This window comes from Pseudomonas cuatrocienegasensis, assembly GCF_900110925.1.
Lineage (GTDB): Bacteria > Pseudomonadota > Gammaproteobacteria > Pseudomonadales > Pseudomonadaceae > Aquipseudomonas > Aquipseudomonas cuatrocienegasensis.
Map to the genome: position 1 here is coordinate 33478 of NZ_FOFP01000014.1, position 15929 is coordinate 49406.

Below are 15929 nucleotides of genomic sequence, written 5' to 3' on the forward strand. Positions count from 1 at the left end.
GGTTGATCCTCTTGTTGTTGTCGGTGGTGATTGGTGCGCACGGCGCACCCTACGGTCTCAGGCTTACTACCGTGGGAGGCGCTTCAGCGGCGACAGTCGCGGCTAAAGCCCCTCCCACCGTTTGTTTATGTCCCGCGCGCCAGGTCACAACTCACCTCCGCCTGGTCATACCCCAAGCTGTCCATCTCGTTGTGCGGGTGCAGAAACCCATCCTGCGGCGAGGTGCTGACCAGCGCGCGCGGTTGAACCAGGGGGATGGGTTGGCGTAACTGGCCGTTCCACGGGCGGAAGCTCAGCTTGCGGCCCTTGAAGCCATCCAGCGGCAGGTCAGCGGACAGGGCCAGGGTGCGGATCGCCATTGGGTCCGTGCTGCGCAGGCGAGTAATCGCCGTGGCCAGGCTGCGCACAGCGATCCAGGCGGCGAAGTCGCGGTCGTTCATCCAGCGCCCGGCGTGGGCCTCGAAGCGTTTTTGCAATTGCGCGGCGCCGTAGGTTTCCACGGTCTTGTGCCAGCCGGTCGGGGTCAGGCCCTGGGTGCCGGCCACCGGGCGTGGGTACCAGGTCTGGTAGGGCATGTACTCGCCGAAGTCGCCACGTTCATCGGCCACCAGCACCACATCGTATTCAGCGGTCTGGGTGAACAGCGGCATGTCCGCCTGGGCGCTGCGGCGCTGATCGTTATCGAAGGTCCAGGCCTTCTCGGCGACGATGCGCAGGCCAAAGCGCTTGGCCGCGCGTCGCAGGGCGGCGGCATAGGCCAGGTCGCCCTCGGTCGGCCCGGTAACCAGCAAGGCGCGCTGCCAGCGGCGCACCGCCAAAAACTGCACCAGGGCATCGGCGAGCATGGCGCGGCTGGGCAGGGTATGTAGCACGTTGCGCAGGCACCGGCTCTGGCGCAAGCCATCGTCGGCGCTGCCGGCGTTGAGCAGCAGGCTATCGCCCAGGCGCGCGCTCAGCGCGTGCAGGGTATCGGCCGGGGCATTGACTACAAACAAGCGCACACCCTCGGCATGCAAGGCTTCGGCGGCGGCGAGCAGGGCGTCGCTGTCCTCGTGCTGGGCGCTGTCGAGCTGGTACTGCTGCTTGAGAAAACGCCCGGTGCTGTTGCTGTCGTTGATCGCCAGTTCGGCGCCACGCCGCCCGGCATCCAGCGGCTCGGGGATGACGTTGGAAAGCAGCGGGCCGGGGTCGGGAATATAAGCCAGGTAGCCGATGCGCACCTGCAGCTCGGCCGCCGGTTCGCTGGCGGCGGCGCTAGCGGCACACAGGCCGATGCAGCTGAGCAGAATGAGGGTCGAGGCGCGCATGGGCTTCTCCTGGGCAGGGAGCCTCAGGATAGGAAGGGCGCGGCGCCTGGGAAATATGCCCAAAGTACCAAGCGGGCGCTACCAAGGTACTAAACCTGCACTCGCATGCGCCCTTTAGCATGGCTGCACCCCAATAAGAACAAGAGGCAAGACCCATGCGCGTACTCAAGGCTTTGCTGTTACCGCTGCTGCTGATCATCAGCCTGGTGGGTGTCGATCGCGTCCGCGCCGAAGGCGACCTGACCCGCCGCACCAGCGCGCTGCCCGACCTGATGCTGGGCAATGAACAGAGCGACTACGCCATGTCGCACAGCGAATACCAGCTGGAAACCGGCAAGGCCTACCAGCTCAAGATCATCGCCAGCGGGCAGAAGGAATACGCCTTCCAGGCCCCGGAATTCGCCACCTCCATCTATCTGCGCAAGGTCGAGGCCGGCGGCGTGGAGATCAAGGCCATCACCCTCACCGAACTGGAGTTCGAGGACGCCGGCGAAGCCGAGCTGTTCTTCGTGCCGATCAAACCGGGCAAATACCGCTTCTACGCCAAGGGCCTGGAAGGCAAGGGCATGCTCGGCCACTTCCTGGTCAAGTGAGGCGCGTATGTCGGCGCTCAGCCGCATCAACCTGCTGGTCAGCCTGTTCTTTGTCCTGGTGACGCTGGCCGGCCTGGCGCTGCTGGTGCGCCAGGCCGGCGAGGATGTGCGCCGCGAATTGCAGGCCGCTCAGGCGGTGGTCGACTACCTCTACCAGAGCTCCCCGGCAGTGTGCAAGCCGAACTCACCGATAACCTGCGCCATGTACGGGTGCAGGCTGCGAGCGCCGCAATACCATCGAGCGGCCTGCTGGACCGCTGGCTGGGCCGGCAACTGCTTGGCACGCTGCCTGTGGCAGGGCTGATCACCCTGGCCGATGGCCGCCAGGTGCACCTGGCCGTGGACCCCAGCGACGAGATCGACGAGGTCTGGGACTCGCTGCTGCAACTGCTGGTGCTCTGCGCATTGGCGTTGCTGCTCAGCCTGCTGGTGATTCGCTGGGCCGTCAGCCAGGGCCTGCAGGTGCTCGATGAACTCCTGCACGGCCTGCAGCAGGTCAGCCAGGGCCAGCTCGATACCCGCCTGGCCAGCCATTGCCTGCCCGAGGCGCGGCAACTGGCCGGGCACTTCAATGCCATGGCCACCACCCTGCAACAGGTGCAGGCCGACAACGCCGAGCTGACCCAGGCCCTGCTGGCGCTGCAGGAACGCGAGCGTGCGCGCCTTGGCCAGACCCTGCACGACGACCTCGGCCAATACCTCAGCGGCATCCGCGCCCAGGCCTGCCTGCTCCAGGCGATTGCCGAGCAGCCGCAGCAGGTGCGGCGCACGGCACACAGCCTGGAGGAATTCAGCCGGCGCCTGCAGGAGGGTTTTCGCGCGCTGATCCGCGACCTCTACCCGGTGGTGCTCGAACGCCTGACGCTGGACGACGCCCTGCGCCAATTGCGCGACGACTGGCAGAGCAGCCACAGCATTCGCTGCCGACTGCTGATCAGCGAGCACCTCCCCGACCTGGCGCTGCCGAGCAAGGCGCACCTCTACCGCGTGGTGCAGGAAGCCCTGACCAATATCGCCCGGCATGCCGATGCCAGCGAAGTGCGCATACGCCTGCAGCATCAAGGCCAGCGCCTGCGCCTGTTGATCCGCGACAACGGCCGTGGCGCGCACTTGCCGCAACGCCCCGGCATCGGCCTGCGCTCCATCGAAGAACGCGCCCGCAGCCTCGGCGCCGTGCTGCGCATCCACAGCCGACCCAACGCCGGCTGGGCGCTGTGCCTGACCCTGACCATCAAGGAGAACGAGTCATGAATATTCTGCTGGTCGACGACCATGCCGTGGTGCGCCAGGGCTACGCCAGCCTGCTGCGCGCGCTGTTGCCGGATGTGCAGGTGCGCGAAGCCTGCGACGGCGAACAGGCGCTGCTCAAGGTTCAGGAAAGCATTCCCAACCTGGTCATCATGGACATCGGCCTGCCCGGCATCAGCGGCCTGGAAACCACCCGCCGGCTGCGCCAGCGCCTGCCGCAACTGCGCGTGCTGTTCTTCAGCATGCACGACGAACTGCCCCTGGTACGCCAGGCCCTGGACGCTGGCGCCATCGGCTACCTGAGCAAAACCTCATCGCCCGAGGTGCTGCTCGACGCCGTGCGCCGCACCCTGGCGGGCCACCCCTATATCGAACAGCAGCTGGCTACCCACCTGGCCTGCAACCCCAGCACCAGCGACGGCCACGACCCACGCCTGCGCGAACTGACCCAACGCGAGTTCGAGATCTTCGTCATGCTCGCCCGCGGCCTACCACCCCGGCAAATCGCCGAAAAGCTGTGCATCAGCGCCAAGACCCTGTCCAACTACCAGACCCTGGTCCGGAACAAACTGCAAATCAGCTCCCAGGCCGAACTGGTGCATCTGGCAATCAATAGCGGGATCGTGCGGGTGGGGCTGGAAAGCGCCTGAGACGGCGAGGGCGTCAGGCTGCAATAGCCGGCACATGTATGAAGGTGGTGCTGTTTTCTATCCGGTCGTAACCCGTGCGGCAAAAGCGGAATTCCATATAACGCCGACCACTGATTTCGGGCTCGCGGCAAGCCGCTGATTCGGTGTAGATTGCTGGCATTGGGCCATGGCGGGTGAGCGGTGTTAGGCCGAGTTCTCGTGTAATGGATTAATGTGGGGTTCTGTCTAATTATTATTGTGTACAACCTAGCGCATCTACACAGGAGATATCATGAGTTTAGAAGACAAGATAATTCATGAGGTGACGAAACTTGCGCCCGAGGTTTATCAAGATCTAGTTAAACCTGCTGCACAGGAAGTTGGATCTGTAGCAGGACGATCAGCCAAAGCCTTACTGTCACCTGTGAGAGCGTTCCTCTGGGGATGGGAGAAAATTGAGAGCCTTGTAATAGAAGGTGTTAATAAAAGAATTAAAGATCTACCGGAAGACCAACGTAAAGTACCTGATCCTGAAATAGCTGTGCCACTAATACAGGCTTTAAGCTATACAGCCCACAATGAAACACTAAGAGAAATGTATCTGAATTTGCTTGCAAATTCTATGAATTCCTTAATGGATAAAAACGTACATCCATCTTTTGTTGAGCTTATTAAACAAATGAACAGCTTAGATGCAAAAGTGTTCGATAAGCTGTCTAGTGTAAGAGGGTACCAAAAAACTATCAACCCGAGCGTGGCCATTAAGAACCAAGGGCAAATCTTCGTTGGTGCAACTCCTGAATGGTTCGTGGGGTGGAAAATAGACGGGCATGATATTTTTGAAATTTCATCGAGTATTGTTCGGTTAAGTAAGTTCGGATTGATTGAGCTTATGTTTGATAGAACGGCAGGCACAGATACCTATGATGCTCTCAATGGTCATAAAGAGCTAAGTCCTATTTTAGAGAAATATAAAACTGCAAATCCAGCTTTAGAGCTTGAAATATCCTCAACTAAAAGTGTTTTATACGTAAATGAGTATGGCCAACAATTCAAAAATGCATGCAAATAATTTACATCACAAAGCCAAGCAAAATCGGGCACTTCGTGTGCTGTACCTCGCTTCACCCGGCCGCTGTTGGCAGTATTATGTGTATCCATCTTAGCCAAGGGGCCTTATGGACAACAGAATAAAATTTGCACTATATCTCAAGGGCTGGCTTTTCCAAGGCGGAGATAAAGCTCAACTCAAGAAGAACTCTGAGAATGTATTAATTGATGAGTACGCCTCACAAATGAAGGGGTTTATATTCTGTCCTGAGTGCTCCGCAAATCTTTTTCGCTCACCAGAAGACAAAGAGTTCTCCTCTAACGGAAGAGCAGCGTACTTTGCTCATAGTAGAGGCAACAAAACAGATTGCGGCCTTCGCACCAAGAGGGCCGAAGGTAAAAAATATCTAACAGAAGAAGAGGCAAAACGCGCAATTCTAAATGAGGAGCTTGTCATCGTAGAAGGTTTTATAAAAGACAAGCCCATTGCGCCAAACAAGACCTCTGCCGAATATGATGCTTCGCAAGTGGAAGAGATTGATGGGCCGACCGCCAATGTTCCAATAGGCCGACACAAAGGAGAGGCATTCAAGCTGCCCAGTAAATTCAAGACTATTCGTGGAATCTGTAATAATTTCGATGAAAATATCACCAGATACTTTTACATGCCAAGCGGGCAGCACGCCATTCAGCTACAAGACCTGCTTAAAAATATTGAAATCGTAACAGATGAAGATGAAACCCCTAGAATTTATTATGGGAAAATCATCCGATCAGCTAATGCAGGTAAAACGCCACAGAATATCCGCATGACTAAGCTTAAGTACAAAAACCCCGGCTATGCCGATTTCTACCTTAAGCTGACCGATGAGAAACAGCAGGAAAAAGGAATTGATGACAACTCTACCGGAAGAGTTGTCCTGATGTACGGGAAAATAACAACAAGCGGAGCAGGTCTTTGCATAGAGAATATTGGGTGGGGTGAGTTTGCTCTCCTTCCAAAAAAGTATGAGCGCCTGCTATATTAAGCGCACAACAACTGGTTCAAATCGTTCGCTTCGCTCACTGGGACGGGCTAAACCCGTACCTTAATCAAAATTTATATTTAGTGCTAAGTTTATGAGAAATTTTCAAGAATTCCAAAAGTCCTACAAACTAGAACGTAGCAGACATACAAAAGAGAAGTTCTACACCTTGTCTGGTGTATTCAATCGCATATTTAATTCGGAAGTTTACTGGGAGAAATTTCTTGAGCGAGAGTCCGCCAATGCCCGCCACGATGTGGCTTGGCTTTCCGAGCTTGTTTCAAAGAAAATAGTCAAGATTGCAGAGCTAAAAGCTCACCAGCTAGCACTGAAAAATACAAATTCCACACTAACGGAACGTAGCAGCTTCATTCTGATCGTCGTTAGTGCAGTTTCTGTGTTAGGTCTTAGCTCTTTAAATATCGTGTTTGGTGAATTTCTCAGAAATCCACCGGCATATTTTATAGCAATAATTGCGATAATAATCTCCCTCATATTAGTCGAAAGAATTCGAATTCAGGCCAAGATCGCAGAGAATGAAGTGCTGTCAAATATTATCGATAAATGCATATAAAAATTGGTCCAAATCGTTCGCTTCGCTCACTGGGACGGGCTAAAACCGATCAATGGGGTCAGTGTCATTGATTTTTGATCGTTCCCCACGCTCTTCGTGGGAATGCAGCCCCACGACGCTCCGCGCCCGCTTGCAGGCTATCTACATTGGATCCGCTAGCGACGCAGAGCGTCGCAGGCTGGCTACCACGCGGAGCGTGGGAGCCATATAAAAGCCCCCTCGCTTTGCTCGCATGGTGCTCGTTCCTCTTGCGGATTATGTGAGAATTTATGCGTGAATGAGGGTCGATTAATGAGAGCCAACAAAAAAAAGCCTCTGTACCGAAAGGTGAACACCAAAGCGCATGGTGTTCATCATCTTCATGGAGGTGATTTCAAGGACACACGGAATAGGGAATCTGGCGTTGGGATGCGGAAAGGTATACAGCGCGGGCTGGATTACACACCGCTATTCAAGTTTTTGTTGGCGAAAGTCGGTTTCCCTTGGAGTGGAATTTATAGTGAAGTTGTTTCTCGACTGGACAAGAAAGAGCCTATTTATTGGCTGGTCGCCATGGAATTTGAGTTGGCCAATGAGGTAGTGCGTGTAGGTGAGAGTTCTTACTACAGTGGCCTGTACGTGGATGAGGAAGGAGTTCTTCGAGTAGTTAATCCTGATGTTGATGAGGCTGTACTGGAGCCTCTTTGCAAATGCTGCACCCACACGTTTAATGGCGTACCTTTCACTCGGAAATATGGCGAGTGAAGCGAGTGACATAGGAAAAGAAAGGGAAAAATTGATCGTTCCTACGCTCTGCGTGGGTATACAGCCCACGATGTTACGCGTCCACTTGCAGGTTATGCGCACTTGAAGCCGCTGGCGACGCAGAGCTTCGCAGGCTAGCTACCAAGCGGAGCGTGGGAGCCATCTAATCAATCCGCCCCCGTACTTCCACAACCATTCAATCCCACCCCTTCGGACATTCTGTGCAGCCTTCCATATTGGCGCCCTGGAAGTTGCCGTAGTGGGTGCGGCTGCCGGTGAGGTTGGCGTTGGCCAGGTTGGCGCCGCCCAGTTTTACTTCTTGCAGGTTGGCGTCTTGCAGGTGGGCGCCTTTGAGGTCGGCTTTGCTTAGCCAGGTCATTTCCAGGTTGGCGGCTTGCAGTTGGGCGTTGTGCAGGGTGGCGCTGGAGAGGCGGGCGAATTCCAGGTTGGCGGCGCGCAGGTTGGCGCCGTCGAAGTTGGCGGCCTGGGCGAACAGGCCCCAGCCTTGGATGGCCACCAGGGTGGCGCCGGAGAAGTCGGCCACGCGCAGGTTGCTTTGTTGCAGGCTGGCGCGGGTGAGGTTGGCGCCGCGCAGGCTGGCATTTTCCAGGTTGGCCAGGTCGAGGTTGCTGTGGCGCAGGTCGGCGCCGGCAAGGTCCGCACCGGCCAGGTTGATGCGGCGCATGTCGAGGTTGCGCAGGTCGGCGCCGCGCAGGTTGGCGTTGGCGCATTGGCTGTCGGGGGCTATGCGGCAGCCGTTGATCTGGGGCACGCCGTCGTCTTCGGCGCCGATGGCGTGGCTGCCGATGACCAGCAGCAAAACCGGGATCAGCAAGGGCAGGTAGTTCATGGTGAGTCCTCGGGGTGATGGTGGGTGAAGCTGTCGCGGTTAAAGCCCCTCCCACGGGAGATGGGGTAGGGTGGTGTGGGTGCGAAAGGGGGCAGCCGGGGGATCCGGTCGTTTTTGCGATTTATCGCGAATAAATTCGCTCCTACGGGGGCAATGGCCAGCTTGGGGATCGCCGTTCTTCCCACAAAAATCCGTTTTCGTGAGCGAGGCGGTGCCCATAGCGCACCCTACGGGGCACCATGGGCTGGTTAGCCGTCAGCGCTGGGCGCTGGCTTTGTCCCAGCTGGGTAGTTTGAATACCCAGAAGGAGCCGCCCTGGGCGACTGGTTTGGTCAGTTCGGCCATGTCGCCGCCCCACAGCGGTACGGCGCCGCCGTAGCCGGTGGTTACGCCGATGTATTGCTCGCCGTCCTGTTCCCAGGTGATGGGCGGGGAGATGATTCCGGTGCCGGTCTGGAACTTCCACAGCTCCTTGCCGTTCTTCGCGTCGAAGGCTTTGAAGTAGCCGTCGCCGGTGCCGGTAAACACCAGGTTGCCCTTGGTCGCCAGCACGCCGGCCCACAGCGGCAGGCGCTCTTTGTGTTCCCAGACGACCTTGCCGGTGGTGGGGTTCATCGCGCGCAGGATGCCGACGTGGTCGTCATACAGGCGCTTGATGCGAAAGCCCATGCCCAGGTAGGCGGAGCCGGCCTTGTAGGTGGCTTCTTCGGCCCAGTAGTCCTCTTTCCAGTGGTTGGCCGGCACGTAGAACAGGCCGGTGTCCTGGCTGTAGGCCATGGGGTTCCAGTTTTTGCCGCCGAGGAAGGGTGGCGACACTTCCACCGCTTTGCCCTTGGTTTCGCCCGGTTCTGGCTTTGGCGGGCGCTGGCCGGCGTTCTCCACCGGGCGCCCGGTTTTCAGGTCGATATGGCTGGCCCAGGTGATCTTGTCGACGAAGGGGAAGGCGTTCTGCAGTTTGCCGTTGGCCCGGTCGACCACGTAGAAGAAGCCGTTGCGGTCGGCGTGGGCGGTGGCTTTGAGGGTCTTGCCGGCGGCGTCCTTGTAGTCGAACAGCACCAGTTCATTGTTGCCGGAGAAGTCCCAGGCATCGTTCGGGGTGTGCTGGTAGAACCACTTCACTTCGCCGGTGGTTGGGTCTACGCCGACTTGCCCGGAGGTGTAGAGGCTGTCGTAGTCCTTAGGATCACCACCGTCAGCGGTACGCGCCCAGCCATTCCAGGGGGCCGGGTTGCCGGCACCGATGATGATGGTGTTGGTTTCGGCATCGAAGCTTGCGCTCTGCCATGGCGCGCCGCCGCCCTGGCTCCAGGCGGCTTTCTTGCCGGTTGGGTGGTTGGGGTCATCCGGCCAGGAGGGCGCTTTGACGTCGCCGGTCGGGGTGCTGTCCTGGCCGTTTAGGCGGCCCATATGGCCTTCGACGAAGGGGCGCATCCAGACTTCTTCGCCGGTGTCCGGGTCGCGGGCGAACAGCTTGCCGACCACGCCGAACTCGTCGCCGGAGCTGCCGTGGATCAGCAGGGTCTTGCCGCTTTTCTGGTCTTTCACCAGGGTCGGCGCGCCGGTCATGGTGTAGCCGACGGCGTGGTCGCCGAACTTCTTGTTCCACACCACTTTGCCGGTGTCTTTGTTCAGCGCCACAACGCGGGCGTCGAGGGTGCCGAAGTAGATCTTGTCGCCATAGATTGCGGCGCCGCGGTTGACCACGTCGCAGCACGGGCGAATGTTATCCGGCAGGCGATGGTTGTAGGTCCACAGGCGTTTGCCGGTTTTTGCGTCGAGGGCGAACACCCGCGAGTAGGAGCCGGTCACGTAGATCACGCCGTCGTGGACGATGGCCTGGGATTCCTGGCCGCGCTGCTTTTCGTCGCCGAAGGAGAACGACCAGGCCGGGGTCAGCTTGAACACGTTCTGGTAGTTGACCTGGGCCAGCGGGCTCCAGCGCTGGGCGTTGGTGCCCATGCCGTACTGCAGCACGTTGTGGGTGCTGAGGTGGTCGTTGGCGATGTCGTCCCAGGTGACCGGCTTGGCCATGGCCTGGCTGGCCAGGCTCAGGCCGCCGGCCAGCAGGCAATACAGAGTTAGCGCCAAAGGGCGCGGCGAGCTGGGTAACGTTCTTGTTGTCATGGTGGGTTCCCATCGTGGTGAAGAGGTTGCCGGTGCAAGCCGAGTGGCGACTTGGCGAGTGGATGATGGGAAGTCCAGGGCCCCGGCGGATACAGAAAAACACCCGCGTTTACCGGGAAAAATACCCAGTGCCCTCATGACTTGGCCTTGCTGCAAAAGCACCGTGCCAGGGGGCCTTAGGCCCTACTACCAAGGGACGAGGTGCGAGCCACCAAAGCAGCATTCGTCCTGCCTCGCGGCCTTTCTAAGATGCTTGCAAGCAAGCTCCAGGCGGGCTGATGCGTGCACCTATTACAAGAACGAGGTAGTGATCATGACGAGCAAACTCAAAGGCGCGATGGCCGCCGTACTGCTGACCTGCTCCGGCGCCCTCTGGGCCCACGGTGACGTGGTGCCGCAGGCGGTCAAGACCGAGGGGCTGGAGCCGCTGGGTAGTGAGTGGCTGGAAGAGAACCCCTACCGCGACAATGCGCGGGCCATCGAAATCGGCTCCTCGGCTTACAACCAGAACTGCGCGGCCTGCCACGGCCTTGAGGCCAAATCCGGTGGTATCGCCCCCGATCTGCGCCTGCTCGAAGCCGGTGCGATGGGCGATGAGTGGTTCAAGGAGCGGGTGGTCAACGGCGCCGTGCGCGATGGCCGGGTATATATGCCGAAGATGGCCGACTATCTGAGCCAGGAAGCGCTCTGGGCGATACGCAGCTACCTGGAAAGCGTGGCCGTGACGGAGTGAGCAACATGCCCCGGCTGCTGCTGTGCCTGCTGTTACTCGGCCTGCCCTGGTTGGCCCAGGCCCAGGTGCGCAGCTACGACTCGATTGTCGACTCCGGCGTGCTCAAGGTCGCGCTTTATGACGACTTTGCGCCCTACAGCTTTCGCCAGCAGGGCGAACCGCGCGGGGTGGATTACGCCCTGGCCAAGGCGCTGGCCGATGGCCTTGGCCTGCGCCTGGAGGTGATCTGGGCGCCGCCTGGGGAGAAACTCGACGACGACTTGCGCGATTTGATCTGGAAGGGCCACTACCTGCGCCCTGGAGTGCTCGCCGATGTGATGCTGCGGGTGCCCTACGACCGCGCGTTCTCCTTCAAGAGCAACGAGTTCGGCGAGCTGATCAATGAGCTGGTGGTGATGTTCGCCCCTTATCAGCGCGAGCGCTGGCAGGTGGCCTACGACCGCCGCCGGCTTGAGGCGGTGCCGAGCATCGCGGTGTTCCAGCGGCATCCCATCGGGGTGGAGGTGGAGAGCGTGCCGTCCTTTTACCTGTCGTCGGTGTTCGACGGCCTGGTGCGCGAGCAGACCCATCACTACCCCAACCCGCAACAGGCCTTTGCCGGCCTGCAGCGCGGTGAGGTGCATGCGGTGATGGCCATGCGTGGCGAAATCGACTGGCAATTGGCCCAGGCCGGCAACCCCGATCTGGTCCTGGCCGAGAACGCCTACCCGAACATGGGCAAGCAGGTCTGGGATATCGGCATGGCCGTGCACGAGAGTAATCGGCAACTGGCCTATGCCCTGGAAGAACAGCTGGAAATCCTGATCCTCGACGGGCGGGTCAAGGCGATCTACGCCGAATACGGCCTGCGTTATGAGTTGCCGGGGTTGTATCAGGACGTCGATTAGCGGCTGCAGCGGAGGTGCGGAATGGATCTGAATTGGCGTAGCTGTCTGTTACTGGCGCTGCTGGCCGCACCCTGGGAAAGCCAGGCCGCGCAGGTGGACCCCGTGCCCTCGGTGATGTGGGACTACTACCACGCGCGCCTGCTCGACGGCGCGCCCTTCGTCTTCGATAAGCGGGTACGCGTGCAGGTGCCGCCCTTTGCCGAGGATGCTCGCCAGGTGCCGATCGAGGTCGACGCCAGCGCCTACGATGGCGAGGTGGTGCGCATCCTGGCCTGGGCCGAGCTTAACCCGATCGCGCAGATCTTCGACTTCCGCCCCGGCGAGCAGGTGCGGGCGCGCCTGGCCATCCGTATTCGGGTCGAGCAGGCCACGCCGATCCGCGCGGCGGTGCTGACCCGCGATGGCCTCTGGCATATCGGCTCGGCCCAGGTGGATGCCGCCGGCGGCGGCTGCACCGCGCCCAGCGTGGTACGCGCCGAAGCGGGCTGGGAAGAGCGCCTGGGGCAGGTGCTCGGCAAACGTTACCCCCTGGCCGACGCCAGCCGCCTGCGCCTGCAGGTCGCCCACCCGATGGACAACGGCCTGGTCGGCGGCATCCCCGAATTCTTCCTCAACCAGGCCGAACTGCGAGACAGCGCCGGCAACAGCCTGGCGACGCTGGAACTGTTTGCCGCCGTCAGCGAAAACCCCACCATCAGCCTGGAGGTGAAGGGCGAGGGCACAACCGAACTGTGGCTGCGCGATAACAATGGCAACGAGTTTCGGGCAGCGTTTTGACGGAGCTGGGCGGGCGGATGGCTGGTGCGCACGGCGCACCCTACGGGTAGTGCCTGGTGTAGGGTGCGCCGTGCGCACCGCGAGGATGGTTGGTGCGCATGGCGCAGGGGAGGATGCAATGCGTTGGATACTACTGCTGTTAAGTCTGGTGTTTGGCCCGGCCCAGGCCGAGTTGAGTTATGCGTTGCAGCCCAAACAGATCGCCGATGGCGTCTGGCTGCTCGAAGGCAGCACCGACAATTTCTCCCCGGCCAATGGCGGCAATATCGTCAATACGGCGTTTATCGTCACGGCAGATGGCGTGCTGGTGATCGACAGCGGCCCCTCGCGGGCCTACGGCGAGGCGCAGCGCGCGGCCATCGCCACGGTGACCGACAAACCGGTAATCGCCCTGTGGCTGACCCATCATCACCCCGACCATGTACTGGGCAACCAGGCCTATGAGGATGTGTCCATCGCGGCCCTGGCCGGCACCCGGCAATTGCTGGCGGAGCAGGGCGAGGCCATGGCGGAGAATATGTATCGCTTGGTGGGCGACTGGATGCGCGGTACCGAGGTGGTATTGCCCACGGCCACCCTGGAGGCGGGGGAGGTGCGTGTAGGTGATCGGGTGCTGAGCCTGCTGGCCCTGAGCGGGCATACCGGCGCCGACCTGGCGATTTTCGATACGCGCAGCGGCGTGCTTTTGGCCGGCGACCTGTTGTTCTACCAGCGTGCATTGACCACACCGGGTACGCCGAGCCTCGATACCTGGCTTGCCGACCTCGACCAACTCCAGGCGCTGCCCTGGACACTGCTCGTGCCGGGGCATGGGCCAGTGGCCAACAACGCGGCGCCATTCGCGCAGATGCGCGATTACCTGGGCTGGCTCAATGGCGTGCTGCGTGAGGGCGCGGCCCAGGGAGCCGAGATGAACGAGCTGATCCGCGCGCCCATACCTGAGCGTTTTGCCGGTATCAGCCTGACTCGCTACGAACTGATCCGCAGCGTCAGCCATCTGTACCCGCGTTATGAGCGGGGGGTGATGACGCGGGTGGATCAATAGCAAGCTGCAGCACCGCTATCACGTAGGAGCGCCGCCCCGGCGCGAAGCTTTTGGGTTTACCTGCACCAGCGCTGGCTGGCCACTATTCGCCGCGGGGCGCGGCTCCTACCGATGCAAGCTGCAGCACCGCTATTGCGTAGGAGCGCCGCCCCGGCGCGAAGCTTTTGGGTTTACCTGCACCAGCGCTGGCTGGCCACTATTCGCCGCGGGGCGCGGCTCCTACCGATGCAAGCTGCAGCACCGCTATCACGTAGGAGCGTCGCCCCGGCGCGAAGCTTTTGGGTTTACCTGCACCAGCGCTGGCTGGCCGCTATTCGCCGCGGGGCGCGGCTCCTACGACAAGCAATCGTGGCGGTTGCATCCATGTCGGCGTCCCTTCGTTTCTTTTCAAGCCTGAGTGCCTGAAAGCAACACGGCCAGGGTGCGCGCCGCGTAGGTTGATGCTCTACGAGGCGCGGCCCTGGCCGCGAGGTGACGCTATGTCAGGCCTATTGCAGGCTTTTGGTGCGCATGGCGCACCCTACCGGTCCCATGATCAGAGCGTGGCTTCGACCGCCGGTACGTTATCTTCCAGCTCCACGGTGTCCGGGGCGACCGGGGTGAAGGTCAGCTCCAGGCGCTCGCTGCTCCAGGCGCGGGTCTTGTTGGTCAGCTCCAGATCGCCTTCCAGTTTCTGGCCGTAGGAGGGGATGATCTCCTTCAGCTTGGCCTGCCAGGCTTCGCTCTGCAGTTTGTCCTTGAAGGTGCGCTCAAGCAGGTGAAGCATGATCGGCGCTGCGGTCGAGGCGCCTGGCGAGGCACCCAGCAGGGCGGCGATGCTGCCGTCTTCAGAGCTGACGACTTCGGTGCCGAACTGCAGCACGCCGCCTTTGTCGGCATCCTTCTTGATGATCTGCACACGCTGACCGGCTTGCAGCAGGCGCCAGTCTTCGTCCTTGGCTGCCGGGAAGTAGTTGCGCAGCGAGTCCATGCGATCGTCCTGGCTCTGCACCAGTTGACCCATCAGGTAGGTGGTCAGCGACATGTTATCCAGGCCAGCGTTAGCCATCGGCATGACGTTGTGGGTGGTCAGGCTGCCGAACATATCCGTCCAGGAACCGTTTTTCAGGAACTTGGTGGAGAAGGTGGCGAATGGGCCGAACAGCAGTGCCTTCTTGCCATCGATCACCCGGGTGTCCAGGTGCGGGACCGACATGGGTGGCGAACCGACCGACGCCAGGCCGTAGACCTTGGCCTGGTGCTGGTTGACCAGTTCCTCGTTGTTGGTGACCAGCCACTGGCCGCCAACCGGGAAACCGGCGTAGCCGTCGGCTTCAGGGATGCCGGATTTCTGCAGCAGCTTGAGGGCGCCACCGCCAGCACCGATAAATACGAAGCGGGCATTGACGGCGATTTCTTTCTCGCCGTTGGCCAGGTCGGCGACCACGACTTTCCAGGTGCCGTCATCGTTGCGCACGATGTCACGCACTTCATGCTGCAGGTGCAGGTTGAAGGTGTCGGTCTTGCTGTTCAGCGAATCGACCAGTTGGCGGGTGATTTCGCCGAAGTTGACGTCGGTGCCGAACGCTACGCGGGTGGCCGCGAGTTTTTCGTTGCCTTGACGCTCGGCCATGACCAGCGGCACCCACTCGGCGATCTTGGCCGGGTCTTCGGAGAACTCCATGCCGCGGAACAGGGTGCTGTGCTGCAGGGTCTCGTAGCGCTTCTTGAGGAAGGCGGCGTTCTTCTCACCCCAGACGAAGCTCATGTGCGGGACGTTGTTGATGAACGACTTGGGGTTGTTGAGGATGCGCTGCTCGACCTGATAGGCCCAGAACTGCTTGGAGATCTCGAAGGATTCGTTGATCGCCACGGCTTTGCTGATGTCGATGGTGCCGTCGGGCTTTTCCGGGGTGTAGTTCAGCTCGGCCAGGGCCGAGTGGCCGGTACCGGCGTTGTTCCAGGCGTTGGAGCTTTCATCAGCGACCTGATCGAGGCGCTCGTAGAGGTCGATGGTCCAGGTCGGCTCCAGCTCGGTGAGGTAAGTGCCCAGGGTGGCGCTCATGATCCCGCCGCCGATCAGCAGTACGTCCACGGTTTTTTCGGGCTCGGGCTGCTTGGCGCAACTGATTACGCTCAGGCATAGCAGGGGTAGTAGCAGTTTTTTCATTAGGCAGACCATTTGGCAGATGAATGTGGCACACGACGGCCGGGCCGACGGGCAGTGAAGCGGCGGTGCAAGGCAGGCGCGTGGGCGACCGGTGCGGACTGTCGTGGCGACCCCTGTAAAGCAAAAGCGATGCCGAAACGTTTCAGCTGCCGGTATTGCGCCGCGTTAGCGGCAATCTGCCGCAATCGGTGACT

At 60.3% G+C, this 15929-nt stretch carries 14 protein-coding genes and 1 pseudogene; 11 read left to right on the plus strand and 4 right to left on the minus strand.

The genetic code is table 11. The annotated features are described in order from the left end of the window. Positions 1-125 precede the first annotated feature (125 nt). Positions 126-1307, minus strand: a complete 1182-nt coding sequence (locus BMW49_RS17840) for an ABC transporter substrate-binding protein (RefSeq protein WP_069519132.1) — start codon at positions 1305-1307, stop codon at positions 126-128. Between the two features lie 155 nt (positions 1308-1462). On the opposite strand from BMW49_RS17840, the gene BMW49_RS17845 reads away from it, so the two are divergent. The 7 genes and pseudogenes from BMW49_RS17845 to BMW49_RS17875 all read left to right on the plus strand — a co-directional run bounded on the left by BMW49_RS17845 (position 1463) and on the right by BMW49_RS17875 (position 7170). After that, positions 1463-1900 carry a cupredoxin domain-containing protein gene (locus tag BMW49_RS17845; RefSeq protein ID WP_069519131.1) on the plus strand — a complete coding sequence of 146 codons (438 nt, stop codon included), beginning with the start codon at positions 1463-1465 and terminating at the stop codon, positions 1898-1900. A gap of 7 nt (positions 1901-1907) precedes the next feature. Beyond that, a pseudogene (locus BMW49_RS17850) lies at positions 1908-3151 on the plus strand (HAMP domain-containing sensor histidine kinase). After that, on the plus strand, positions 3148-3798 hold the full coding sequence (locus tag BMW49_RS17855) for a response regulator transcription factor (RefSeq protein ID WP_069519130.1): 651 nt from the start codon (positions 3148-3150) through the stop codon (positions 3796-3798). The pseudogene BMW49_RS17850 and the gene BMW49_RS17855 overlap by 4 nt, the downstream one beginning before the upstream one ends. Positions 3799-4069: 271 nt before the next feature. Further along, positions 4070-4849, plus strand: coding sequence for a DUF4393 domain-containing protein (locus BMW49_RS17860; RefSeq protein ID WP_083251747.1), 780 nt, complete (start codon positions 4070-4072; stop codon positions 4847-4849). 106 nt (positions 4850-4955) lie between these two features. Next, positions 4956-5855 carry a hypothetical protein gene (locus BMW49_RS17865; RefSeq protein WP_069519129.1) on the plus strand — a complete coding sequence of 300 codons (900 nt, stop codon included), beginning with the start codon at positions 4956-4958 and terminating at the stop codon, positions 5853-5855. A gap of 91 nt (positions 5856-5946) precedes the next feature. Then, a complete protein-coding gene (locus BMW49_RS17870) occupies positions 5947-6426 on the plus strand; it encodes a hypothetical protein (RefSeq protein WP_090391035.1) in 480 nt (159 codons plus the stop codon). Between the two features lie 291 nt (positions 6427-6717). After that, positions 6718-7170, plus strand: a complete 453-nt coding sequence (locus BMW49_RS17875; protein ID WP_083251746.1) for a hypothetical protein — start codon at positions 6718-6720, stop codon at positions 7168-7170. Between the two features lie 196 nt (positions 7171-7366). On the opposite strand, the gene BMW49_RS17880 is transcribed toward BMW49_RS17875, so the two are convergent. Then, positions 7367-8020, minus strand: coding sequence for a pentapeptide repeat-containing protein (locus tag BMW49_RS17880; RefSeq protein ID WP_069519127.1), 654 nt, complete (start codon positions 8018-8020; stop codon positions 7367-7369). A gap of 255 nt (positions 8021-8275) precedes the next feature. Then, complete coding sequence (gene exaA, locus BMW49_RS17885; RefSeq protein ID WP_069519126.1) at positions 8276-10144, minus strand: quinoprotein ethanol dehydrogenase; 1869 nt, start codon at positions 10142-10144, stop codon at positions 8276-8278. Between the two features lie 313 nt (positions 10145-10457). Here exaA and pedF point away from each other — a divergent pair, with 313 nt between their 5' ends. The 4 genes from pedF to BMW49_RS17905 all read left to right on the plus strand — a co-directional run bounded on the left by pedF (position 10458) and on the right by BMW49_RS17905 (position 13586). Then, positions 10458-10877, plus strand: a complete 420-nt coding sequence (pedF, locus tag BMW49_RS17890; RefSeq protein WP_069519125.1) for a cytochrome c-550 PedF — start codon at positions 10458-10460, stop codon at positions 10875-10877. 5 nt (positions 10878-10882) lie between these two features. Continuing rightward, positions 10883-11764: a substrate-binding periplasmic protein gene (locus BMW49_RS17895; RefSeq protein ID WP_069519124.1), complete on the plus strand. Its 882-nt coding sequence runs from the start codon at positions 10883-10885 to the stop codon at positions 11762-11764. 21 nt (positions 11765-11785) lie between these two features. Continuing rightward, the gene (locus BMW49_RS17900; protein WP_371850871.1) at positions 11786-12541 is read left to right on the plus strand and encodes a quinoprotein dehydrogenase-associated SoxYZ-like carrier; all 756 of its coding nucleotides are present in this window, start codon (positions 11786-11788) and stop codon (positions 12539-12541) included. Between the two features lie 118 nt (positions 12542-12659). Beyond that, positions 12660-13586, plus strand: a complete 927-nt coding sequence (locus BMW49_RS17905) for a quinoprotein relay system zinc metallohydrolase 1 (protein WP_069519123.1) — start codon at positions 12660-12662, stop codon at positions 13584-13586. A gap of 535 nt (positions 13587-14121) precedes the next feature. On the opposite strand, the gene mqo is transcribed toward BMW49_RS17905, so the two are convergent. Further along, complete coding sequence (gene mqo, locus BMW49_RS17910) at positions 14122-15735, minus strand: malate dehydrogenase (quinone) (protein ID WP_069519122.1); 1614 nt, start codon at positions 15733-15735, stop codon at positions 14122-14124. Positions 15736-15929: the final 194 nt, after the last annotated feature.